The 23,584-nt window shown below is 43.8% G+C and carries 19 protein-coding genes; 4 read left to right on the top strand and 15 right to left on the bottom strand.

All coding sequences use genetic code 11. The features are described from left to right. Positions 1 to 295 precede the first annotated feature (295 nt). The 4 genes from FFM74_RS04510 to FFM74_RS04495 all read right to left on the bottom strand — a co-directional run bounded on the left by FFM74_RS04510 (position 296) and on the right by FFM74_RS04495 (position 4,393). Positions 296 to 664, bottom strand: coding sequence for a DUF1304 domain-containing protein (locus FFM74_RS04510; RefSeq protein ID WP_137625444.1), 369 nt, complete (start codon positions 662 to 664; stop codon positions 296 to 298). 83 nt (positions 665 to 747) lie between these two features. Continuing rightward, positions 748 to 1,794, bottom strand: a complete 1,047-nt coding sequence (locus tag FFM74_RS04505) for an MFS transporter (RefSeq protein WP_137625443.1) — start codon at positions 1,792 to 1,794, stop codon at positions 748 to 750. Between the two features lie 280 nt (positions 1,795 to 2,074). After that, the gene (locus FFM74_RS04500; protein ID WP_137625442.1) at positions 2,075 to 3,580 is read right to left on the bottom strand and encodes a multicopper oxidase family protein; all 1,506 of its coding nucleotides are present in this window, start codon (positions 3,578 to 3,580) and stop codon (positions 2,075 to 2,077) included. A 252-nt stretch (positions 3,581 to 3,832) separates the two neighbouring features. Then, a complete protein-coding gene (locus FFM74_RS04495) occupies positions 3,833 to 4,393 on the bottom strand; it encodes a M57 family metalloprotease (RefSeq protein WP_137625441.1) in 561 nt (186 codons plus the stop codon). 600 nt (positions 4,394 to 4,993) lie between these two features. Here FFM74_RS04495 and rpiA point away from each other — a divergent pair. Continuing rightward, entirely contained in the window at positions 4,994 to 5,665 is a 672-nt protein-coding gene (gene rpiA / locus FFM74_RS04490; protein ID WP_137625440.1) for a ribose 5-phosphate isomerase A, read from the top strand. A gap of 142 nt (positions 5,666 to 5,807) precedes the next feature. Next, complete coding sequence (locus FFM74_RS04485; RefSeq protein WP_137625439.1) at positions 5,808 to 7,016, top strand: hypothetical protein; 1,209 nt, start codon at positions 5,808 to 5,810, stop codon at positions 7,014 to 7,016. Positions 7,017 to 7,231: 215 nt separating this feature from the next. Here FFM74_RS04485 and FFM74_RS04480 read toward each other — a convergent pair whose 3' ends face one another. After that, the gene (locus FFM74_RS04480) at positions 7,232 to 8,548 is read right to left on the bottom strand and encodes an ammonium transporter (protein WP_137625438.1); all 1,317 of its coding nucleotides are present in this window, start codon (positions 8,546 to 8,548) and stop codon (positions 7,232 to 7,234) included. 348 nt (positions 8,549 to 8,896) lie between these two features. Between FFM74_RS04480 and FFM74_RS04475 the strand changes: the two genes are divergently transcribed. After that, complete coding sequence (locus FFM74_RS04475) at positions 8,897 to 9,166, top strand: hypothetical protein (protein ID WP_137625437.1); 270 nt, start codon at positions 8,897 to 8,899, stop codon at positions 9,164 to 9,166. 171 nt (positions 9,167 to 9,337) lie between these two features. Here FFM74_RS04475 and FFM74_RS04470 read toward each other — a convergent pair whose 3' ends face one another. The 4 genes from FFM74_RS04470 to FFM74_RS04455 all read right to left on the bottom strand — a co-directional run bounded on the left by FFM74_RS04470 (position 9,338) and on the right by FFM74_RS04455 (position 13,244). Continuing rightward, positions 9,338 to 10,198, bottom strand: a complete 861-nt coding sequence (locus tag FFM74_RS04470; RefSeq protein ID WP_137625436.1) for a nucleotidyl transferase AbiEii/AbiGii toxin family protein — start codon at positions 10,196 to 10,198, stop codon at positions 9,338 to 9,340. Then, positions 10,195 to 10,884 (bottom strand): type IV toxin-antitoxin system AbiEi family antitoxin domain-containing protein, encoded by a 690-nt coding sequence (locus FFM74_RS04465; RefSeq protein WP_137625435.1) that lies wholly within the window; start codon positions 10,882 to 10,884, stop codon positions 10,195 to 10,197. Before FFM74_RS04465 ends, FFM74_RS04470 begins: the two co-directional genes overlap by 4 nt. Positions 10,885 to 11,280: 396 nt before the next feature. Further along, complete coding sequence (locus FFM74_RS04460; RefSeq protein ID WP_137625434.1) at positions 11,281 to 12,708, bottom strand: MFS transporter; 1,428 nt, start codon at positions 12,706 to 12,708, stop codon at positions 11,281 to 11,283. Then, positions 12,705 to 13,244, bottom strand: coding sequence for a PadR family transcriptional regulator (locus FFM74_RS04455; RefSeq protein WP_137625433.1), 540 nt, complete (start codon positions 13,242 to 13,244; stop codon positions 12,705 to 12,707). The genes FFM74_RS04460 and FFM74_RS04455 overlap by 4 nt, the downstream gene beginning before the upstream one ends. A 181-nt stretch (positions 13,245 to 13,425) precedes the next feature. On the opposite strand from FFM74_RS04455, the gene FFM74_RS04450 reads away from it, so the two are divergent. Continuing rightward, positions 13,426 to 14,592, top strand: a complete 1,167-nt coding sequence (locus tag FFM74_RS04450; protein ID WP_137625432.1) for a hypothetical protein — start codon at positions 13,426 to 13,428, stop codon at positions 14,590 to 14,592. A 60-nt stretch (positions 14,593 to 14,652) separates the two neighbouring features. On the opposite strand, the gene FFM74_RS04445 is transcribed toward FFM74_RS04450, so the two are convergent. From FFM74_RS04445 to FFM74_RS04420, 6 genes are all read right to left on the bottom strand, one after another. Then, positions 14,653 to 14,889, bottom strand: a complete 237-nt coding sequence (locus tag FFM74_RS04445; protein WP_137625431.1) for a hypothetical protein — start codon at positions 14,887 to 14,889, stop codon at positions 14,653 to 14,655. 61 nt (positions 14,890 to 14,950) lie between these two features. After that, positions 14,951 to 16,363 (bottom strand): C69 family dipeptidase, encoded by a 1,413-nt coding sequence (locus FFM74_RS04440; RefSeq protein ID WP_137625430.1) that lies wholly within the window; start codon positions 16,361 to 16,363, stop codon positions 14,951 to 14,953. Positions 16,364 to 16,543: 180 nt separating this feature from the next. Next, positions 16,544 to 18,064 (bottom strand): hypothetical protein, encoded by a 1,521-nt coding sequence (locus FFM74_RS04435; protein WP_137625429.1) that lies wholly within the window; start codon positions 18,062 to 18,064, stop codon positions 16,544 to 16,546. A 50-nt stretch (positions 18,065 to 18,114) separates the two neighbouring features. Next, positions 18,115 to 19,167, bottom strand: coding sequence for a WxLIP family cell surface protein (locus FFM74_RS04430; RefSeq protein WP_137625428.1), 1,053 nt, complete (start codon positions 19,165 to 19,167; stop codon positions 18,115 to 18,117). 73 nt (positions 19,168 to 19,240) lie between these two features. Further along, positions 19,241 to 20,014 carry a WxL domain-containing protein gene (locus FFM74_RS04425; RefSeq protein WP_137625427.1) on the bottom strand — a complete coding sequence of 258 codons (774 nt, stop codon included), beginning with the start codon at positions 20,012 to 20,014 and terminating at the stop codon, positions 19,241 to 19,243. 902 nt (positions 20,015 to 20,916) lie between these two features. Then, positions 20,917 to 23,406 (bottom strand): P-loop NTPase family protein, encoded by a 2,490-nt coding sequence (locus FFM74_RS04420; RefSeq protein ID WP_137625426.1) that lies wholly within the window; start codon positions 23,404 to 23,406, stop codon positions 20,917 to 20,919. Between the last annotated feature and the right edge of the window lie 178 nt (positions 23,407 to 23,584).

Genomic DNA, 23,584 nt, shown 5'->3' with positions numbered 1-23,584 from the left:
TTGTGACATCCATCAAAATTGGTCTAAAAAACCTAAAAACGCTTGGGCTTCATTCAGGCCCAAACGCTTTTTTCTGGTTTAACCTAATGTCATCACTTGTAACTGTCCCAACAAATAAATTGCCACCATATTAACTAACATCCCAGTAGCGAGGGTAATGGCTAAAATCCACCAATTCAGTGCGGCAAGCGAACTAATTCCAAAGCCTCTAATGAGTGAGTAACACCGTTCTCAGCGTCCCACAAAAAAAAGCCAGTCACCAATTAACGCCGTGACTGACTAACTAGGCTATTATTTACGCTAAATAAACTAAAATAAAAGCAATTAAAGCTGGTAAGCCTTGTACTACCAGGATCGACTTGCTAGCGGTAACACTACCGAACACGGCAGCGACCATCACGAACGCCAGGAAGAACAACGTTACGCCCATGCTGGCAGCCGCTGGCACGACAAATAAACTGAACAGAATCCCAACACCTAAAAACCCATTATATAAGCCTTGATTTTTGAACAACGTTTGTACTTCTGGCTTTTTCAATAGCTCCCGTGACACACCAAAAGCCGATGCCGCCATTTCACTATCAGCGTTAAACATCTCTAACCATAAGATAAAGAAGTGTTCTAAGGCGACTAAACACGCCATAATTGTTGCTGCAATTGCCATTTTCATTTCCCCCTGTCAAACTGATTTGCAGTTCCCAGTTTAACAGACTAATCCATCAGTTAACAGGATTTACGAAGCGAAACCTAGGCCGACCAACGGCGGCTTAATCCGGCTGCTAACCAAATATAGCCAACGCCCACTAGCGTCAGTACAAGAAACATTCCTTGATAGTGCACAAGCTCGACGAGACCACCTAAGACAACTGCGCCGATCCCCATACCAAGATCATACGCATTCAGAAACATTCCCGTTGCCGTATCACGATTTTCCAAGGTCGTAACCCGAAATACCCAAGCTTGTAGCGTTGGATAAATTGCGCCGTCCGCTACGCCATAAAAAATCCCTGCAACAATTAGTAGCCAGTTACTCGTCAAAAATGCCAGCATGATCATGCCAGCGGTTAGCAAAACCGTGCTTAACAACAAGACTAATCTGGGGCCACGAGTATCAAAAGACCGGCCAACAATCGGGCGAATCACGACACCCGCAATCGCAGCCACAAAGAAGAACCATGAAATTCCGGTTAAGTGTTTGACTTCCGCATAAATTGGCGTAAACGTCATAACACCACTCATCATGATTCCTAGAATAAAGACCAAGCTGCATTGTGGGATAAATTGGCGATCAAAAACCGGTGCCCGATGCGTTGTTGCTTTGACTGGACTTGCGGGTGTCGATTTGGTCGTCGCTAGAATAGCCAGCATTGCTAAAAATAGAATACCGATACAAGTTAGGAAAAAGGCACTAAATGAAACCTGTTGCACAATTGCGATTGCTAATAATGGTGCCAGTGACGCCGTGACCATCGTTCCAATTCCAAAATAACCCATGCCTTCGCCAATTTTTGAAACTGGCAACTCATCGGCCGCTGAGGTCGCAAAATAGGTCGTCGCGATGCCATGACCAATGCCATTGAACAACCGCAGCAAGACAAGTAAGCCAAAACTACCTAATAATGGATAACCAGCCGACGCCAATAAATAGCCGAAGATCCCAGCAACCAATAAAAACTTCTTACTGAACCGTCGTGAAAACCACGGCACAAATAACCGGGTAATTAGCGCAGCAAACATAATGGCACCAACAAAAAATCCCAATTTGAGCTGGGGTAAGACCAAGCTTTTTCCCAAAGAGCGGTAGCACAGGAACTTGCATGTTATAGACCATAAATAATAAGGCGTTACCAATTAAAATTAAGCTAAAATTGCGACTCCAATACGATGTTGACGACATGAAAATTCCTCCCTGAGAAAACAAAAAACGACCAGATAAGATTGCTGTTGCTCATCTTATCTGGCCGTAACCCTCCGATACGTCGAAACGTACCTTATCTAACTGTATTGTCTTCCGATTATATTATTTAATTGCTTTAAGTTTAGCTTAACTGTTTACTGAAAATCAAGCTAAAGTTTACATTCCTGGCATCCAAACATCTTCTGGCTTGACACCTTGTTCCTCAGCAAACGCATTGCGCAAGGTAGTCATGTCCATTAAATGATAGGTCTTTGGATGTGCTGGATCATAAGCTTCAATTTGGGCCATCATGCCGCCATCCTCATGTTCGATGATATGGCAATGATACATGTACACCCCAGTCAATTTAAAACGAACTTTGATACGAACCGTTTCACCAGGATTAACACCAACCGTATCCTTCCAGCCATGTTCATTAGGATAGACGGGGCCGCCGTTACGTGCTAATACGGTAAATTGCGTCCCATGAACGTGGAATGGATGAACCATCCCATTTTTAGTGCTGTTCGTATTCGTAATATCCCAAATCGCAACATCGTTAACTTTTTGACGGGCATCAATGCGTTGCATATCGAACTTCTTACCGTCCATGGCAACTTCTTCGTCCATCCCATCCATCGTGATCTTCCGAACAGGTAACCCAGGCGTGGGCGTTTCATTAGGAATATCAACTAAGTGGTCAGGTAAAGTCGTGTCATCTGGCGCAAAGGCCTTAATCCGGAAATGGCACAGTGGCGTCTCATCGGTCATCAAAGTGACTTCATCGCCAGGTTGATACTTGCCGAAATCAATGACGATTTCATCGCGTTCCGCACAAGTAATCATTAATTTTGTCAGGTAAACGGGTGCTGGCATAATACCGCCGTCTGAAGCGACCTGTGCAAATTCAAGATTATCATCAAAGTGTAAGCGCCATTCACGACGATTGGACCCATTTAAAAACCGTAACCGAACGCGTTGTGTGGTGACATCGAAATAAGGATTGACGGTCCCATTGACTAAAGCAGTGTGTCCTTGGACACCATCGGGATCGTAGTCGGCACGATAGTCAAATTGATTGTCTTCATGGAATTCACGATCTTGCAAAACCATCGGAATATCATCGACACCATAATTACGTGGCAGTGGCAATTGATCTTCAACGTCATCTTTGACGAGCACCATTGCCGCTAACCCTTTCCAAACTTGTGTCGCAGTCGATGGACATGGATGCGCATGCAGCCAAATCGTTGCCGCCGGTTGATCCACATCAAAATCAATATGGTTCGTTTTGCCCGGATAAACGGGCGCGTGACAGCCACCATCCGTGATTGGCCCGGGAACATTTAGCCCATGCCAGTGGAACGTTGTTAGTTCAGGCAATTTATTCTCTAAATCAATATGCGTATGTTTACCATCACGAAAAACGATGGTTTGACCTAAGAAGCCAGCATTATAGCCCCAGGTCTTCGTCTTCTTACCAGGTAAAAATTGTGTCTCGCTAGCTTCCGCGGTGACCGTGTAATAATCGTCGGTCGCCGTTTGCTTATCCGGCTTCAACAGCGGTGGAATCGCCAACGGCTGTGGCGCCACTTTCGGCGTGACCAACGGAATATAGCCCCCATCATGAGTATTGTAAGCTGGTTCATCAAAAAAATAATCTGTATAGACTTTCTTTGCCATCTCGACATCCCCTTAAAATTCTAAACATCAATTATCTGTGATATTTCTGACTGGTGTCAGCGCTTCCCAACACGTATCTTTAGTTTAGAATTCTTTTAAACAGGTGTCAACGGCAACCCACTAGCATAAAAAATGAGCCCGGATTTTCACCGAACCCAAGAAGGACACAGCACTTGCTTACATTGACTGTGGGATCTAACACTGTGTCCTCTAATCGATAGCTAACCACCAACCGTGGTTAAAAATTTAGCCCTACGAATGTCTCCCAACTGGCGTCCGATATCGCCGCCAAACTGCGTAACTATCACTACCACTAATGCCGTTATAACGGTTATTAGCCAGCATGACACTATTGCGTGCCGTACTATGCTGCAACCCCATAGCGTGACCCAATTCATGTTCAGCCACGTGAATTTCATTGGAAGTCGAATAGTGATAATCGGTCATGTTTTTTGCCAAGAGTAACACCTTCGCTTGTGTGTAATACCCATTGCGAGGACCACTCGTATATGTGATGCCAGCCAATAAGTGATACGGGCCAGTCGTTGCGTCACTCGCGGTAAGGTTCAGCTGATGATGACTATTCGAGCCCGGCACAAACCTAAACGTTCCCGTGGCATTCCAAGCACGAATGGCGACATTATAAATGTAACGATCATATGATGACCCATTAATCACATAGGTGACACTAGGTTGCCGCCAGCGACTCGTGCCAAATGGCGTTGCCGTTGACGCATCCGCAACCACACCCAAATTCACGGCTAAAGCTGTTGTCAGTACTAAAACCCCTAATCGAATTCGTTTTCTCTTCATTGCCGTTACCCCTCTTTTACCACAATTAAAGGCAGCCATCAATGTACCCATAGTTTAAAACCGGACTTAAGTGGATACCATTTTGATGCTCAATTTATTAGAAAACAAGCGAATTTATTGTTAGATTCTCGTTAGTTAATCGCGCTTTCTGAAAGCTAGTGCTATCATGAAACCAGCGCCAGTCACCATGGCTGATTGCTGATCATCTTAATTGCCACTCTGGGCGGTCCAAAATCGGCTGGAACGTGGTGGCCACGTTTGGAAGCCAAAATGCGGTCTTCCAAGCCGGGCTTTATCTAAGGCGGCAAAAACCACCACCTAAGATAAACGACACCACTGAGCCAATTTTGGCCCACCCGGCGTTAAGCTAAACTAAATAGACAAAATTCGATTTAGCCGAGAGGTTGAGACCTAAAATGCTCAGCCATGAAATTGGTCTTAGTACGGGTGTTTTTCCCGTGCTTAGACCAAGGTCAGTTTTAAAGACCGCTCCTTGGCTTTAAAATGGCCCATGGCGTTCCAGCATTTTAGGTCTCAACCGGTAAGGCGGACAACAGAGCACCCATTTTAATAAAACACTAAATTTTGGAGGAAGTCATCATGTCCATTAAACAAGCTATTGTACAACAAGCATTATCACTCATTAAACCTGGAATGGTCGTTGGCTTCGGCGGCGGTTCAACCGTGGCTGAACTTGTTAAAGAAGCCGCGAACCATGTCAATGACATTCAAGTCGTCACCCCCTCACCAACCACGCGCCAACTCGCGACTGTTTTAGGTTATACCGTGATTGATCCACAATACTGTGACCGGCTGGATATTGCCTTTGACGGTTGTGATCAACTCGACAGTCATGGCTCAGCCTTAAAAAGTGGTGGCGGCATCCACGCCAACGAAAAGATCATCGCGACGTTAGCGGATGAGTATTGGTTGCTCACCGTTAAGTCGCGACTCGTTGGCGAAACTTTTGACACTAAGACACCACTTGTTCTAGAAGTCTTGCCAAAGGCACTGGCACTTGTCATGCGTACCATCACCGATCTCGGTGGGCAAGCAACCATCCGTACCGCCAGCAATCGTGATGGGATGACCTTGACAGATAATGGTAACTTTTTAATTGATTGCCACTTTCCAAGTTATGCCCATTTGGCTGACCTCAATACCAACTTTGCAACACTGGCTGGAGTCGTTGAAACTTCATACTTCGACCACTTAGTCACGAATGCAATTCTTGGTGATGAAGAAACGGGACAAGTCACAAAGCTTCATTGAAAAATAATTTTTAACAATCGTGTTCGATAGTCTTAAAAATATAAAGTCGTTCAAATCTTTTCATTAAGTATCAAAATAATTTTAAAACCGACCACTGACAGCCACTCATTCAGAACTGAAAACAGAAAGTTGGAACCTAATGATGTCCGAATTGATTATCATAGCTGTTTTTTTTGGCCTGAATGCCAGTTATTTCAGAATTCGACTTCACTTTGATCAGCATAATTTAATTGAATTTCAACAACAGTACCATCGAACAATGACACCACTACAAATCCGCAAAAGTCGCCAATTCTTTTTTAAGAGTGAAGTCAAAAAGTCGCCACACTTGCGGCGACTACAATTGGGTCTGCAAATTGGATATTGGGGCGCTATCATCGGGCTAGTCCTAGTTGCCGCGCAATTATTAGGCGTGACCACCACTAGTGGCGATGACCAAATTTGGTTCACCTTAACTTGGGTAATCGTGCTAATCGCTGCCAGCCTGGCTGGAGGCACCAATTGGTTACGTAATCGTGCATTGTATGCCTTAACTGCCCCAGACCCAGAAGTCACACATGTTGATCTCACGACAACCCCCACTCATCTTGGGCGGACATTTGGCCGTCACCATGCAGGCTATGCGATCAGCCTAGTGTTATTACTGCTGACGATTACCGTTGGGAGTGCGACCAGTACGCTATCACCAACCGTTTTCAATCGGCAGATGATTGTGTCACCGTTTGGCGTGGGTATTGGTTTCAGTTGGCGGACAACCCAATCCAGTACGACCAGTTCACAGGCAACTTCTGCGACCACGGCCGGAAATGGCAATCGTGCCAGTGACACTTCTGGTACAAGCGCTACGACTAGTAGTCAACGTAGTGAGAGTAGCAAGGCGGAAATCCATACGAGAGCTTTTAGTGATGCCGCTTTTGTTCGAACATTACCGGTAACTAAGCAACGGTATTTAACCGAACAAGATCAGGTCGGCTTGATTTCAATGTATTATCTTGCCGTAACTCATAGTGACCCTGATGGCTTAGAAAATGATCCTGGCGCTAAATTTTTCTACCACCGGATTAGTAACTATGCGCCCACTACTTACATTTTGCAGCGACAGGCAATTAATGGGCACAAAACTTTTGAGTACTTAGCACAAATTGACGACGACAATCAAGTTTCCCTTTATCACTTCAAACAATCGGATGGCGCCCTAACTGAGTTACACAGCCTAGTCCCAAAGTACACCGAATACCCCAATTCTATGGTCAAATTCGGGCAAATGGTCACCGCTTATTATTCCGAACAAGATGGCCCCTATCATCGGACAATGTGGGCCATGCAACCGGGACAAGCTTGGCAATATTAGCTTAGACCGCCTACTCACTGACACTGAAAATTGACCACAAGTAAAATTAATCATCAAGCCTAGGTTTTCAGCTCCAAATATTTATGGCCGAAACGTGCCACAAAAGGCTGCGACCTCCGCATAGCCTAAGAAACCGAACGATTGAAAGACCCAATCATCCGGTTTTTTGGGCTATGCTCGGTAGCAACCCGCCTTTTGTTGCACTCTTTCATCTATCACCGAAAACGTTGGTGATCTGCCATTAATTTTGCCAGTTGACCTTGAAATTCACTGCTGTGTGTCTGGATGTCACTGAGTTCAGAACTCATCGAGACGGTGTAATCAGCAACCTCACCATGTTCGCCTTGATCCAAACCGAGTTTTTCTTCGGCCACATCGACACGCATTTTAACGACACGCTTCAAAAGCATGATAATCACGATGCAAAGTACTGTCGTGAAAGTGATTGTGAAAGCCGTCGCCAACAATTGCAACCCGAACAACTTAACCCCACCACCGTAAAATAAGCCATTCGTCGAGACACTTGAATTAACTGCTTTAGTGGCAAATAGACCAGTCATAATACTGCCCATGATGCCGGAAACCCCATGACAACCGAATGCGTCTAAGGCATCGTCAATGCCTAAACGTGGTTTCAATAACGTGATAAACGCATAGCTCGTCATCGTCGCAATCAAGCCAATCCAGAACGCCCCAGCCGCAGTCACGTAGCCACACGCTGGCGTAATCGCCACTAAGCCACAAAGCGTCCCGGTACAAACGCCCACCAAGGTTGGCTTTCCTTTGGTGATCATATCAATCACCATCCACGTCATCATCGACGTGGCAGTTGCGACGGTTGTCGTCAAGAATGCCTGGATTGCCACACCATTCATCGCTAACGCTGAACCAGCATTGAACCCGTACCAGCCAATCCACAAAATCGCTGTGCCAAGCAACACCCATAAGATATTGTAATGCTGCGTTTCGCCCTTACCATAATTGTAGCGCGGCCCCAAAAACGCGGATAACACTAATGCAGTAATCCCGGCATTGATATGGACCACCGTCCCACCGGCAAAATCAATTACCCCGAGATTTGCTAAAAAACCGTTATCCCAGACCATGTGTACCATTGGATAATAGATAAAAATCGACCAAAAAATAATAAATGACAGTAAGAATTTAAACCGAATTCGGCCAACCACCGCACCCACGAACAGGGCTGGTGTGATAATAGCAAACATCATTTGAAAGATCATGTAAAGCCCAGTGGGAATTTTAGTTGGCGTTAAAGCTGCCAGATTAATCCCGTGCAACCAAACCGCCTTCAAGTTCCCGATAATTCCACCAAGATTACCAGAAAAAGATAACGAGTAACCCACTAAAATCCAAAGCAAAATTGCTAAGCCACAAATCATGAACACGGATAACATCGTATTAACAACGTTACGTTTTGACACTAACCCACCATAAAAGAAAGCTAATCCGGGGGTCATGAACAATACCAATATACTTGATAAAACTAAGAACGTTGAATTTGCAGCACTCATAATTACAACTCCCATCTGTACCATTTGATGTTAGAAATTATAACATTAATTATTGCCTTTGCTCATTATTTTTTCATTTTTCACTTATTTTTTTCATTGTTAGTGGGATAAATACGTTAATTTAGTAACTTTCGCTAATTAAATGTCACTTTTTATCACATGCGCTCTCATTTAAATTATTATGTCATAACATCAAATTGATTATCATTTTGTCTTGGCTGTTCAGGTTAAGATTCCAATAAAGACAAGGTTTTTCAGGAAAAGCCCTTGTCAAAATTAGTCCGGCAATGGTAAAATTTTACTCAAAAGAACGTTTAATACGTCAACTAATTACGGTGAGATGATTTTATGCAACAAAAGCTGACTAGTAGACGACGATTTGTGCTAATCGTCATGTTAACCATCATCAGTGTGGCCTGTGCCCTGTTACTTGGAAAATGGGGTCGTACACTGAGTGTCGTCTTGATCGGGTTCGCGCTGGCCACCTTAACCAGCGGCTGCCTCCACTTTTGCAAAACTCGTGGACTGCAACAAAGCAGTAGCATGCTATTTTCCTTAGTCATTGCTGCTGGTTACGTCCTCGTTATTTTAGGCAGTTACGGTTATTTCCGTGGCTAAAAAATGAACACTAAAAAGACCAAACGACTGAGCGAATTGCGCAATCGTTTGGTCTTTATTTTAGTGTAAAAAGTTGTCATCAGTAAATTTTCACAAAATGAGCTTTAAGTTCTAATCACTGGCGGTCCTTTTTTTCAGCCCGTTCAAACGAACAAAGGTACATCGCCTCTATCATTGCATCCCAGGTAGTATTATTTCGATACACTTCCTAGTTGCCTTGATTGTATCAGCAAAACTTATATTACCGACAAAGTCATGTTTTGTTTGAAACTCATCCCAGCGCTGTGCCATGAGTAGGTCATCGGCAATAAAATCCATTGTCACTTGCCAGTCTTCAAGTAAATCAGTCGTTCCTCGCTCTGCCAGTACCGACCGCATTGCTTCGGTTAGGAGGGATGGTGTAATTTCGATGGTGGTAACTGGACTGGAAATTAAGTAAATATCAAAAAAGTCCTTCATGCGTGTATTTGCAACGCTTCGAGTTAGAATGGTTTGGATCTTTTCCACAAGTATACGCTCTGGACGGTAAATGTTGATCCCTATCGGCCTACCAATCAGCGGTTGGTAGGCCAAAAATATTGCTGACGGAATTAAGCTTTCGCCAGTTGCTATATCTAGGTGAAACTTCTCTTGCATTTGACCAAGTGTTCCCAGAAGATAGATTCGAAGACCCTGGTAGGCTTTCTCCTCTTGAATTGATCCGATGCCGCGTAAAATATATTGGCAACCTGTATTGTCACTCAAACTAGTTATTTGAGTAACAATGTTGGTTAAACTCTCTGTGTCAACAGTGACGCCGCGCAGCACAGTATCAATGTCCACCGTAGTCCGCTTCTCAACACCGGTGATAGCCGATAATACAAAACCACCCTTCCAGATGAAATTGGAACTGTAATCGGATTTGGATAGCAGGCGCAGAAATTCATCGATGAAATATTTTTTGAGAAGAATATTATAATCAACACCGGTGGCATCACGTTTTACCTTTAATGTGTCTTTAACGCTCTGTTCCCGCCTATTGCTTTTCGTCATAGTAATACCTCTATCAATTTCCTAACCTGCTTTTGCTTTCCAGTCTTATACGCAGTTGATAGAAGCTTGGTAACATTTTTATTAGACTTTTTCAGATAACGCTTGTAGACTGCACTGACATGTGTCATGTCCATGTTGTTTCCACCTTGGAGTAATTCAACTAGCGCACGTTCGGGCGAGTACAGCTTAATGGTGTAGTTTGTGCCAGATACAGCTAGTTCCCTTACAGATTGAGCGATAGTGTCTTGGGCCGTTTGTTTAATAACAAGCTTAGACGCCCATTTATCAGGCAGTCTCTTTGGCAATTTATACCCACGTTTGAAGGTCATTTCAACGCGATAAGGGTATTGATCCGACAGCTCCCACAAGTAGAGCGCGGTCTCCCCGGAATAAACACCCTGTTTTAGAATTAACTGTCGGAGCAAGAAATCATTAGGCGACCATTCTGAGCTAAAAAATAGATTTGACACTGGATTTTCGACCAATCCTTTTCGAACTAAATCGGTTAGAACGGGATTAATAGCCTTTTTCAGCTGTACTTCAAACAGATCGGTATCTATTATTGCATTTCGTTCAAATTCTTCTTCAAGGAACTTTAAAGGTGTAATACGAGCTTGTAGTTCTTGGTGCAAATCGCTACCACTTTTTACTGGCATTTCTTTTTGATCAGGTTGTTGGTTATCCATGTGAGTGCTCCAATCTAGTGAAGTAAACATTGATCTCGATTACGATATTGCTTCTCATTCATTATTAATGAAGCAAATATCTTGTATATGTCATTATAGCATTCATGACTCTAAAAAATGAAGTACAAACAGCTAGCTTCCATATATTCACTTCAATAATTGAACGAATCAAAATTGGTGATGAACGGCAGCCACTACCTCTCAGAGTAGACGCGGACAAAATAAGATCTACTTAGCCTCCCCCAGTATCTAGGGAACCAAGTAGATCTTTTATATTATCTATTTTTGTTGCAGGCCGAGTCTGTGGGTGCTCGCAGCGTTATTAAAATTGCGATGACGCTCGTTAAGAATCAAACTTAGATCAATAAGGCTTCAGCTACCATGCCCCAATCACAATCAGTGTCGACGAAGCAATCGCACGCCAGTAATCCCCGTCGCAATCAAGCAAATGACCAACGAGACCATGAATGCCACGCGCATCCCATCAATAAAAATTTCAGGATGGGCCGGCAAATACGAAGTGACTTTGTATCCCGCGGACTTGCTCATCGCGTCGTACAATACCGTCGTCGCAACGGAAATACCGATGATCATGCCGAGTTCACGTGCTAACGCATTGATCCCACCGGCAACCCCCAAGTCTTTCACCTCAACAGAACTCATCACAATCGAGTTGTTGGGCGCCTGGAAGATCCCATTACCAAACCCAACTAGCCCGATGAAGAACATGAAGAACCAGAGTGGTGTCGTTAAATTGGCAAACATATACCCAATTTGACTGATTGTGATAAGTACTAAGCCAACAAAGGTCAGTAATTCTGGCCCAATTTTGTCAGAGATCGCCCCGGCAATCGGCGCGACAATGACTTGTACAATTGGGAACGTCATCAACGCATAACCAGCATAGTTTGCGGCCAAGCCACGCGCATTTTCCAAATAAAATGGTGAAATCACATTAAAGAAGAAGTTCGCCACAAAAATCAAAAAAGCACAGAGAATACTTATCGAGAAACGGGAATTTTTGAAAAGTTGTAAGGCCAAGATTGGATTGTCATGATGTAACTCAACACGAACAAAAATAATTGTGGCAATAATTGCAATCACAAAGCTTGCTAAGATGATTGGTTTGGTAAAGCCAATTTGCTGACCGATAAATACCCCAGCAAACAAGCTGACCATCATTAGTGCAAACAGACTCGCACCAGACTTATCAATAGGCAACTTGCTCATCGTAATATCCTTTGGCAAAATCACTTGACCTAAAATAATCGCCAAAATTCCAACTGGCACATTCATCCAAAAAATGTAACCCCAACTCAAATGCGCCAAAATCAGTCCACCAATTCCGGGTCCAGCGATACTACCTAAGGCCACAAAGGACCCAATCATCCCTAACGCCCGACCACGTTCTTGGAAGGGAAACACTTCTGTAATAATCCCATTATTGGCACTCATCGTCATGTCGGCTCCGACCGCTTGCAAGCTTCTGGCCGTCAGCAACATGACTAGTCCAGAGTTAAACCCACACAATAAGGACCCAATGGTGAATAACACCGAGCCAATTTTAAAAATACGAATCTTGCCGTAGGAATCACCCAATTTACCAAATAATAACAGTAACGCACAAATAATAATCAAATAGATTGAAACGACCCACTCGGCCTGATTCATTGGAATGGCCATCGACTTGCTCATTACCGGTAAAGCGATATTCACAATACTGCCGTCCAAGGTGGACATGAACGTAAATAAACACACGGCGACTAAAATCCACCAGCGCCGTTTTTGAATCTGCGGATCTGTCGCAAATGAAGCTGTTTTCATCTTTCGGTTTCCTTCTTCGTTTGAATTAGCGTGGTCACCCAGTCGAACTGAGCTTGCGCGCGAACAAGTTGTAAGTCGACGACTAATAGCGCATCGGCAATATCCGCAGCCAGCATATGCACATTATGCTGTAACTGCACTTGGTGTTCAGTGAGTCTCGTTAACTGTCCTTGTGCAAAAGCTTGAAAATCGGCCAAAACCGTTAACTGCTGCGACAATGTCAACAAATGCAAAAAGTTTAACTTGATTTGAAATGTCAGTTGCGTCTGTTTATTTAAACAGACTGGCGCTAAGATCAGCTGCCAGAAGTGCTGCTGACCGCTTTTAGTGAGCGTTGCCACTTTTTGCGGCCGTTTGCTCGTCGTCTTGAAATCCAACTGCAACTCGCCAGCTGCCGCCAGTTTATCTAATAATGGATAAAGCGCACCAAAACTTATCGTCAATTCCTGTCCGACCACGCTGACCAGCGCTTTGCGCAGTTGATAACCGGTCATCGGCCGATCCATTAATTGACCTAAAATAAATAATTCATACATCCTGTTGACCACCTTACTTTTAGAACGTTCCTAGTATATATATCTTTTAGATATATATCAAGCCATTTTCACTTTTATTGTTAAAATTCACCTTTTTAACCAATCTAAAACAGACTAAAAGCAACGGTTCCCTAGTAAAACGTGCTATGATTAAACGATACTAAATGAAGGGGGTTACCAGATGAGTTCAATTATGGAAGCCTTACAATTGGCCGAAGAACAGGCCCAGCTTATCAATCTCTATCAAGCCAACAGCGATGTGGTTTACACCGGCTATATTGATAGTCTGGCACCCGATGGCGTTGTCGTGAACACTTATGACGACGCTGGGCTTCAAGATGGCGCGGTCTTCATGCGTTATCAAGTCATTGATGAAGTAGAAACGATGAGTGAGGACTTAGATAATATGGCCTTTCGCATCGAAAATGCGGACACTGAAGGTTTAAGCACCGTTCCTCAGCTACCCGTCAGTTTCAATGCTGAACACGACGAGCTATCGCAAATCTTGGCAAATGCTTTAACCCAAAAACAAGTTATTTTATTAGTTGTCGCCAATAACGACAATTATTTAGAGGGGCAAGTACAAGGTTTGGCCGAACAAAAATTTGATTTCAAATCCTTCGATAAATTCAATTATAGCCATCAAAAAACGCAAGCAATCCGTTACGACAGCGTGAACATCATCGAATTTCGTGGCAACGAATTATTACTTGAGAGTGCTTTTGTGAAAACCAACTATCAACACGTTGATTCGGTCAAAGCGACTGGGGCACACGCCATTAACGATACTTTGGTGAACGCTCAGAAAAATCATGACTTAATCGCCATTCGTTCTGCGGACGGCTCTGACATGTTCTTCGTCGGCTTTATCAACACGTTAAATGCGGACAGTGTGGTCATTAATCTCGTTGATATGACCGGCCAATTTGGCGGCTACACCTTGTGTCGGCGTTCATTGATTGAATCTGTCACGATTCAATCTGATTACTTGCAAACGATGCGTGGTTTTATCGAATTGAACAAGCAATTTGAACTGAGTGTTCAACCAGTCTTAAACGACGAGCGCCTGTTCGATTCAACGACCGATCTATTTGAAGCAATCTTGCGCCAAGCCGGCAACTTCAATAATCTCTTACATTTAACGACCGAAAATCCAATGCTACCTGACATGACCGGCTACCCTGGTACCGTCACTAACGGTCACTTTATTTTTTATAACGTGGACGACGATAATCAGATTAACCGTGTGGGCACGTTGATTGAACTAGATTCCGTGGTCGAATTATCCTTTGGCTACATGGATGCTTACTTGCTTGAAAAACGTTTGAAGAACACTGGTAATTTATAATTAATCCCGATAAAATGACCCGTCAATCAATTAAGATTGGCGGGCCATTTTAGTTATCGTTTATAAACGTTTTTCAACATGATACTTACGTGCGTCTGGCTTAGGACCATCCGCCGAAATGAGATCATCCGCATAAAAGACTGAGAAACCGTGATCATCTTCTAGCGGCTTGGCAATCAAGAGCCCCCGTTTGCGGCCTTGTTGCGCATTGTAAATATCTGCGCTGCGTAAAGCTTCATTATAATCATGGGATTCGGAAATTGCGTCACCCGGATTAAATAAGACATTTTCATCCATTTCAGATCACCCCTTTGGATTGGTACCTTAATTATACACACTTACTGACAAAACGAAAATTTTAAAGATTGATGTCGACGTTATAAGTTAACTTCGAAAGGGTTAACCCTTTCGTAATCAAACGACCAATCAAGTCTTCAGCCTTGTCACGCATGTCAGCAACCATAAGCTTATCTTGCGCCGTCAAGAATTCTGTTAATTCAGCACCAGCTAATTTGGCAGCTTTCGCATCGGTATCAGCGACAAATCGGCCTAATGCCATGCGACAGTCTTTCAAGTAATCAATGTCTTCTTGAACGAACTCAGCGTAATGTGATTCCACGATCATTGAAACTGTTCGATACAGCCAGTAAGCACTCTTACGATCATAAGTTAATGGCGTGTTGGCAAAACTAGGATCTGTTTCAGTGACATTCGCGTGGAATGGCAAATATGGTGCGAAAGATGGCATCCCAAAGGTCATCCACATAATGGCACTTTGTTCTTCTGGGACATCGTTACGAATTTGCATCACGTGTGAATTTTGTGTCCGGTTCATTGAGATTGGCCGGAATTTCTTGCCTTCTGGCGAATCCGTAAATGGATCGTACTTCGTTTCATTGTAATGTGATCCTAAGACGTATTCCACATCCGCAACTGAAATCAACTTTTCAGCATGGCAAATGAATGGGAGTTCACTGGATTGTGGATCCTGTTCAATGCTGGGGTTAAAATAATGTTGCCCATACCAAACACGCGGTGTGTTGTAATGGCGGTCTTTTTCGTTATCAGTCCCGAAAATATGACGGAAGTTGAAGCCTTCCTTATCAGGATTCAAATGATGTTCAGCAACGAATTCACGAATGTTTTCAGACCACATGAAGTTGTCTGGATCATCAAAATCAATCCACTGAATGGCAACTTGGTTCGCCGCTACCGCATAGGCGTCATCAGGAATGCGTTGTGCAACCCATTGGTGACCAGTAACGATTTCCATGTACCAAACATCATTCTTGTCATTGAACAAGACCCCGTTACCTTCAGGCGACCCATATTTAGCAATCAACTTGCCTAAATATTGAACCCCTTCTTTAGCGGAATTGATAAATGGAATGACCATTGTTGGCAATGAGTCTTCCGCCAACCCATTTTTTACAAATGGATCAAAGGTTAACGTGTGTTCGTTACCATAGACACTTTCAGTTGAAGAAATCCCAACGTTTTTTTCATTAAAGCCATTTTCTTCAAAAACACCTTTTTCAGCAACTTCGATATTAGGCACCCCTTGATAGCGATACCCATCAGCTGGTAATGGCGCGGTGAAGCCATTCTTACCAGAAGTTAACGTTTCGTTTCGACCGTGGACCGCTGGATGAACAATAAACTTTTGTGGTGTGATCGGCATAAAAGTATCATCGTTCCGGGCAATCATCGTAGAGCCATCAACACTGGCCTTTTTACCCACTAAAATGGTTGTACAAGCTTGTTCGTTCATGCAAACACTCCTCTATTTATCTTTATGAATACGTTTTACCACCTTTAATTTTACACGCTATGCGTAAAATTGCTAGGTTGATGGAATCGTTTGCAAAAAATTCTTACGCAATTTTAATCAAATTTTTCAGTGACAACAAAAAGGCGTTAATTAGCAAATTTATGCCAATCAACACCTTTTTTAAGGTGCATCTGCCAAAGTCCAAATAATCGCAGTCGCATATTTTCCTATTTTCATACCGGGGTCGGTTCTAACAAACAACTGTCGCAACGCCGCTTGCCCAGCCGATCCACTGTCTTTACTGCCAAACGAAATTTCAGTTTTAAGATCCGTTTGGTCTGTCACCTTTTTTTGATAAATTGTCACACTATGCGTGAGTGATTGCTCCTGTGAATTTTCATCAATATAGTGCAAATATGGCCCCAAATCAGGCTGTTGATCAACGGCTTTAGTTTGAGCCGACAATTTCCAAGGCGTTGCTCGATGCCGATGATCGTGCACCGTAATTTTGAAAGTCGTATTAGGGGAAAAATTCGTTGGCACTAATGGGAGATTCACCAAGCCAAAATCAAGCGTTGTTTCACTCTGACCAAACGCTAAACCAGCGTCATTCCTAGCAACCTTGACGATGATTGGCTCCGATTGGATAAAGCCGGCCTTAGTCGCATAAATTGGAACCTCAATTGTTTGACCAGCTGCTAATTGATCAAGCTTCTCAGCCAGACTCCTTTGATCCAAGCTAGTTTTAAATTGGACATCAGCAACATTCGCGACTTGAAAATCAAGTTTATTCACAATTGAGTCAACAACATTGTCTGGTGTTAATGCAACTTCATCTTCCAAATAAAATTCTGGATTCTGGGCCGCGTGCGAAAGTTTCAGTTGCAGTTGCGTTGCCGTGGCATTGTCACCAATTGGATTACGCTCAGTGACCGTGACACGGCCATTTTTAGCCAAATAAGTGGTTAAATCCGTTGACAACGGTAAATCATAACTGCCATCTGGCAAAACCGTCGTCTTAGCTTTAGGATCAATAGCAGTCATAATTTCATTTCCCGGTGTCCCATGACCAGTAATATGCGTACTCGTCGGCAGTAACGAGTCCATTGTCGGTGGCTTTTCAAGCGTACCGGGCATAAAGGCACCTAAGTAGTACATCGTCCAATCATCCGGGTGAAATGCTGTCATCAATCGGAACCCGATCGCCAACGGCAAATCAGATTTAAGCTCATGTAGATCCACCCGAATCGTATGCTGGTTCGAATTAAAGAAAAAACTATTCGAATAACTTTTATCATTCGGTTCAGTTCCGATAATTTTTACGGGTTGAGCAGGCTTACCCTTTAGTATCCCGCCTGACATAACAGCAATCTCAAGGCGGTTGATGGCATTAGTTTTCCCAAAACCGTCAAAAACTGAAATATGGCCACTAAAAGTCACAGCCATTTCAGTGGTGGCTGCTGTCAAACGCCCCTCAGGACTCAAGTTATTGGCAGTGATGGACACTACTTTGGGATAGACTCGTAATTGCTGATTGAATCCGCCAAGAATTCCACCAGACTGGAGACCCCTATAGGGTACATAGTGAGTATCAGTCACTAGGTTGGGACTCGTTTGAGCATGGCTTATTTCTGGGCTGCTCAACCCAATCAAACAAAAAGTCAGTGCCATCATTCCTCTGATTCCGACATATCTTGGCACTCAAATCCCCCCTAAAAATCAGTCACCCCTTGATTAATCAAAAATCATGATCAGCTCTCATTGCGCTTATTTTTCTTAACAAGATGCCATAGCCACAATATCAAGCTACCAAGTAGCAACATCCCCATGGCCCCAGCAGCTACCAACCACATGGGGTTCAAACCTTTATTTTCAACTGACCGTTTGGCAGTTTCTTTGGCTGCAAGCTTAGTTATCGTAAAATCTTTTTGAAAGACCCAGCGATGATCTTTATTCTTAGCCACTAGTCGCAATCGATACTGGCCGGCAATTAACCCAGCTGTACCAGTCAGTATCGGTTGTTTAAAGACCGTATTTGGTGCCAGTTGCACATTCGACCGTTTGGCGCTCTTGACCACTTTGCCAGTTGCCTTATGCGTAATAGTAGTTTCTAAATTAACCGCGGGCACCAGCACTGCTGAAACATTGCGTAACTCCGTGACAACCGCTTGGCGTGCATTTGCTAGTCCTGGTGCGACTTTTCCCAGCTTCAATTCCGGCTTGGGCACTTCTCCCATGGTGTATTTCAGCCCAATCACATAAGAATAATGATTGCGAACAGTCATCGCGCCGCTCACCGTACTAGTCACCTTGTCGTCATCCTTTTCAAAATACCAACCACCCAGCATTACACCTTGAAAATTCGTTCTTGGAATTTTGACCTCTGCTTCAACTACTTTGGCACTATTTGGCGGAACTATCACTACGTCCGTTCTCTTAACCTGAGTCAATTGGCCAAGTTGATATTTCATTGACGAGTCAAATGTCTTACCGGGGTTTACATATTCAATCACGCCATTAGTGTTCGTATAAGCAGTGTGAATGCCCATCTTGATTTTCAACTCATGTTTGGTGACATTATAAATAACCGCTTTTAAAGTTTGCGTTTGACCAGATTGCATTTTCAAATCAAAAAAAGAATGACTTGAGTCCAGCTGATTAGTGGGTCGCTTAGCGACCACACTAAACCCAATATTATTGTCTGGGCTAGTAGCAGCCATTCCCCAAGTTGGTCGCAGCATCAACATCGCCAATACGCTCAGCCCCAAGCTTGCTATTTCCCAAAATCGTTTTTTTATTAACATACTAGTGTTACCTCGTATCGTGATAAATTAAGCCTTAAAAAGGTGCCGTTACCACAGCACCTTCGTCTTTTCTTTACCTAGTGGCAACATCCGCCAAGTTCCAATTGAGTGTCGTTGAATAAGTTCCTGGTTTTGTACTATTAGCAGGAATGGTCAATTTAATCTCACTAGGATCAAATTGTGCCGTCACATACCCTGCAGCTTTTTTACCACTAACTGAGAGGATTTCATTTGAATCTTTATTCAAGTCAATCATCGACAATGCATTACCTTCAGTGCTTGCCGTTTTGGCATTCTCACCACTACGATGGATCGTCCCTTTTGGCCAACTCAGTGCTGCCCCAGTAACTGTTTGTCCACTGTCCGTATTCGCCGTAAGTGGACTGGCAGACATTGTCAGCCGCCAATTCGCATCAACACCACGGCCATCAGCGACTTCAACAACAAAATTCTTCTGCCAAGCATCCGTCATGGTCTCTCTGGTCTTGCTCTCCGGCGTATTTAAGGCAACTTCTGCGGAATAGGTTTGCGGCCGCACCAGATCAATCAAGTGTGCACCTTTTTCAAAGACCATATTTTTAGTCACATAGACGAAAGAAGCACCGGTACTGCCGTTGATAATGTCCCCATTTCCTACCATAGGATTCATTTGAGATTCATTTGGGTTATCTGGATTCACCGGGGTTAAGGCGGCCGTTTCACTCGCTTTAAATTCAATTTCGGCAGTCGTCTTCCCAGTCACTAGCGTTTTATCCGCGCTAGTCGCAGTCGTTTCGGCCCGTACACTTAGCGGTGCCAATAATAGACCAATGCCTAATAAGACCAAGCTTGTCATTAGTTTTTTCATTAATTAGTACGCTCCTCGTCTCTTTAGTAGCTGTTAATTTATTGGACTAACTAACAGTTGGTAGCCTGTTCCAGCTATGTACAATCAGAGTATAATACGCCTGGATTCCACTGGCAATAGTCACCTAGGACGACAATCGTCGATAAAAATTAAACTTATTTCTACAAATAAAACTTATCATACAAACGCTTAAATCAATCATTACTATAACTGATAATCATTAATATCACTAAATTAATCTATTCTATAAACTAAATCGCATTATCGTTAATACTAATCGGTGTTTTACTAGTTTAGACAAGTAAAGATTCCTGCTACAAGCAATCATTATAACAGTAAAATCACGATTGCAATTTTTCGCTTGAGCACCACCAATAAATTACTTTATTCTCACCATTTTTATCATTTGATAGGTGACTCAAAAATTAGTCTGTCAATATTGCGATTTAGAAACTTACTCCTTCCACTAGAAATGCTGTCCAAAACACAAAAATAAATAACTTTATGCTTCATTAATTAACTCACGCTTAAGAAAGTCTTCTTATTTTTGAAAAACCAACGACACACTTTCTTCATATTTCGTTGTTATATTATATCTATAGCAATTAAGGATTCCCCTCCAAGATTGCTACTATAACAATTAACATTCTTTTCATTTACTCCTCCAAAGTAATGAAATCCGTCAGAGCCAATAACTCTGACACGCCTAGTAATCGGCATGTGAACGTCCCCCCGCTTATATGAATAAACGGTTACTAGGTTCTCAGCATGTGATTCCCCAATTGCATGCTGACCTACTCCTTTTGACCTTCGTATTCCCGTACGAAGGTTTTTTTGTCGTCTAAAAAGCGCCAACATCGTTAAATCTGATGCTGACGCTTTCAAGTGACGCTTGTTCTTATTCACCCATGATTAGTTTGCTTAGCTTTTCGCGCTGGTACGGTATAAGTGTCAATAAAATCAGCCATCGTTAACTTTTCTTCCTTCATCAGTGCTTCTAGTGTTGCCGCCGTCCATGAACCGGGTGCCTGAACACTGAGCTTCTCCGCTAAGTCATCAATTGCCCTCACTAATTCCTTGATCTTGGTTGCCGTCAAAACTCGTGCCGCTCTAATCAACGGACTCGGCAGCGTCATCGTGCGTTTAGTCTGCACTAAAACTACTTGTGCAGACGCGTCAGGATACGCCGTTTGATACCAGTCAATTGCCGCGGCTGTCATAGCTTCAGCGCTGATCGAATCAGCCGGCAAATTAATCTGAACGATCACATCCCGTTCGAGCCCCCGCCACAATTCTGACGGTTCAGCAATCATTTCAGCGGTCGGTCGCCTGGTTTCAAACCCAATGACCATGCCGACCCAGGCTAATGCTCGCTGAAAGTCTTCGGTTAAAAAATCGGAGTTTTCAGCCAGAGGCAGGACTCGCGCCTCAAAATAAATGGCCAAATCATTGCCGTTATCAAAATTCAATCGCTTCAAATAAGCTTGTAGCCGTTCGCCCGTCGTCAACTTAGGTCGCGAAACCGGCTGATAATCAACCCCTGCTGGCCGTAAGTAAGTCGCATTTTGACGATAGGTTTGTTTCTGTGTGGCTAACGCTTTCGTCGAATCAAACTGGTATTGATACGTCGCCAATTGTTGTAAGGTGGCAGCCGTTGGTAGTGGCAACTTGCTTACTAGTGCCGCGGCCGAGTCAAACTGACCAGCCCGCGCCAACTGATCTGCTTGGCGAATCTGCGCCGCTTGCGTTGCTTTAGTCGCACAGTACGCCACCGGCTTGAGCTGTCGATAGTTGTAATTAATATTTTCATGATAAATGGTTCGCCAACGTTGATCACGGGTTAGCACCGCCTTAATCAGCTGATTTAATTTGATCGTAATATCGGAAGCGGTGCGACTCGTTTTTTTAATTGCGGTCCCCAACTTTTGTGAAAATTGTAGTTGCGTGCGCGTCTGCGGGCTAAACAGTTCCTGAATTTTCGGCATGACCGTTAGCGCCTGCAATTGATCGCCCAATAGGAAGACGAGCGAACTATCCGCGCCGGAGCGAACGGTTCGCCCTAAGCCGGCTTCAATCAACTCCACAATTCGTTGGATTTTGGCACGGGCACCGGGGTCTCGTTGTAGCGCAACCCGGTCAGCCAACCGATTCGGATAAGGCATGCCATCCAACACGAGACAATGACTCGCGTCACCCACCAAATCCAATGAGCGATAACCATCAATAACGACTGCCATCATCAATTTGTCACTCGCGAGATCAGCAGTCAGGGCTTTTTGCTCAGTCGCCTGATAGACCTTAGCTCCCATTTTCTGCCAAATACTCGCGGCCTCTGCAGTTGGCACAATTATAATCAAATTGGTCGTTAAGAGTCCGCTCTCAAATAAATATTTCAGATAACTCCGCATTCGCAAATCATTCAACTGAATGTCAAACTGTTGCGGCGTGATAATTAATTTTTCACCAGCATCACTCGTGGCCTTAACTGCAATTGGGGTGACGAGACTGCTGGGCGCTAACCCCCACTGTTGCACAAGATCCGTCCCAGTAGTCAAACTCGTCACTAAGAACAAGCGCCGAACTGCGTCATTTAATACTGGTAGTTGTTCTATCGGCAATTGGCGTGGCTGGAACTCAATACCCGTTTGATCAATGTAACAGTCAACATTCGCGAGATTTTTTAGCCATCCCGGTGGGGCAACCGGCCCCGATAAAATGCGTGCCTGATACTGATCTAATGTCCAATAAGGCACTGACACCGTCACGTCCGCCGATGCAGCTTGTCGCAAGGCTTGCCACATAATCGGCGGTTGTGTTGGCGAATCATTCTCAAACCAAGTGAGCAACTGGTCATACCAGTCAGGCTGTCCCTGGCGGTCAATTCGCCAAGTCATTCCGGTTTGCAATTGTCGCAAACAAGCCGGGGCATCATCTACAACTAACATCGCTAATTTGGCTAACTCTGGTTGTGCAAAAATCGACTGCATTGCGATAATCTGTCCAATGGTCGTGATGATGATTTTATCAAATGGTGGTTGTGCCACTGACGCGGCCGTATAATCAGTAACTGCAATCCCATGATGCGCAGCAGTTTCAAGTACATTAGCGGCCTGCTGTTGATCCGCGCAAACATATAAGACGGGGGTTGCGCCACGATTTAATTCGGATTGCAATGCCAATAACCCAACCAGCGTCTTGCCAACGCCTGCACCTAAGACAGTGACTAAATCGCGCTCGTCACGGCGCTGTGTCCACTGCTGTAAGCTGGCCCGTTGGCTATCTCTCAAATACTCATAACCAGCATCATGGATCAACTCATCAAAAAGCACGTCTGGCTGTACCGACTGAACTGACTGCGCCGGCGTTAAGCGTACCGCCTCTAAAAAGTCCATTCCGCTCGCGCTCCCTTCAATTGAATAATGTGACTAACTCACACTTTTTAAAGTTAGCTAATGATTAAAATAATGATTTTATTAAATATTGCGCTGTAGTTATCCCAATATATTCACGAAAATCAGCTCAATATCTTAGAGTCGTTAGACGATAAGGTATTGGGCTGATTTTCGTTTG

The sequence above is a fragment of the Lactiplantibacillus pingfangensis genome (genome assembly GCF_005404945.1).
In the GTDB taxonomy this organism is placed as follows: Bacteria; Bacillota; Bacilli; order Lactobacillales; family Lactobacillaceae; genus Lactiplantibacillus; species Lactiplantibacillus pingfangensis.
This window is presented reverse-complemented; position numbering and strand designations above follow the sequence as displayed.

Coding starts and splice junctions, on each gene's coding strand:
- FFM74_RS04480 (WP_137625438.1), bottom strand. CDS start 8,548: ATGAGTGCTGCAAATTCAACGTTCTTAGTTTTATCAAGTATATTGGTA.
- FFM74_RS04460 (WP_137625434.1), bottom strand. CDS start 12,708: ATGAAAACAGCTTCATTTGCGACAGATCCGCAGATTCAAAAACGGCGC.
- rpiA (WP_137625440.1), top strand. CDS start 4,994: ATGTCCATTAAACAAGCTATTGTACAACAAGCATTATCACTCATTAAA.
- FFM74_RS04465 (WP_137625435.1), bottom strand. CDS start 10,884: ATGGATAACCAACAACCTGATCAAAAAGAAATGCCAGTAAAAAGTGGT.
- FFM74_RS04500 (WP_137625442.1), bottom strand. CDS start 3,580: ATGGCAAAGAAAGTCTATACAGATTATTTTTTTGATGAACCAGCTTAC.
- FFM74_RS04425 (WP_137625427.1), bottom strand. CDS start 20,014: ATGAAAAAACTAATGACAAGCTTGGTCTTATTAGGCATTGGTCTATTA.
- FFM74_RS04470 (WP_137625436.1), bottom strand. CDS start 10,198: ATGACGAAAAGCAATAGGCGGGAACAGAGCGTTAAAGACACATTAAAG.
- FFM74_RS04510 (WP_137625444.1), bottom strand. CDS start 664: ATGGCAATTGCAGCAACAATTATGGCGTGTTTAGTCGCCTTAGAACAC.
- FFM74_RS04455 (WP_137625433.1), bottom strand. CDS start 13,244: ATGTATGAATTATTTATTTTAGGTCAATTAATGGATCGGCCGATGACC.
- FFM74_RS04495 (WP_137625441.1), bottom strand. CDS start 4,393: ATGAAGAGAAAACGAATTCGATTAGGGGTTTTAGTACTGACAACAGCT.
- FFM74_RS04420 (WP_137625426.1), bottom strand. CDS start 23,406: ATGGACTTTTTAGAGGCGGTACGCTTAACGCCGGCGCAGTCAGTTCAG.
- FFM74_RS04475 (WP_137625437.1), top strand. CDS start 8,897: ATGCAACAAAAGCTGACTAGTAGACGACGATTTGTGCTAATCGTCATG.
- FFM74_RS04440 (WP_137625430.1), bottom strand. CDS start 16,363: ATGAACGAACAAGCTTGTACAACCATTTTAGTGGGTAAAAAGGCCAGT.
- FFM74_RS04430 (WP_137625428.1), bottom strand. CDS start 19,167: ATGTTAATAAAAAAACGATTTTGGGAAATAGCAAGCTTGGGGCTGAGC.
- FFM74_RS04485 (WP_137625439.1), top strand. CDS start 5,808: ATGTCCGAATTGATTATCATAGCTGTTTTTTTTGGCCTGAATGCCAGT.
- FFM74_RS04450 (WP_137625432.1), top strand. CDS start 13,426: ATGAGTTCAATTATGGAAGCCTTACAATTGGCCGAAGAACAGGCCCAG.
- FFM74_RS04445 (WP_137625431.1), bottom strand. CDS start 14,889: ATGGATGAAAATGTCTTATTTAATCCGGGTGACGCAATTTCCGAATCC.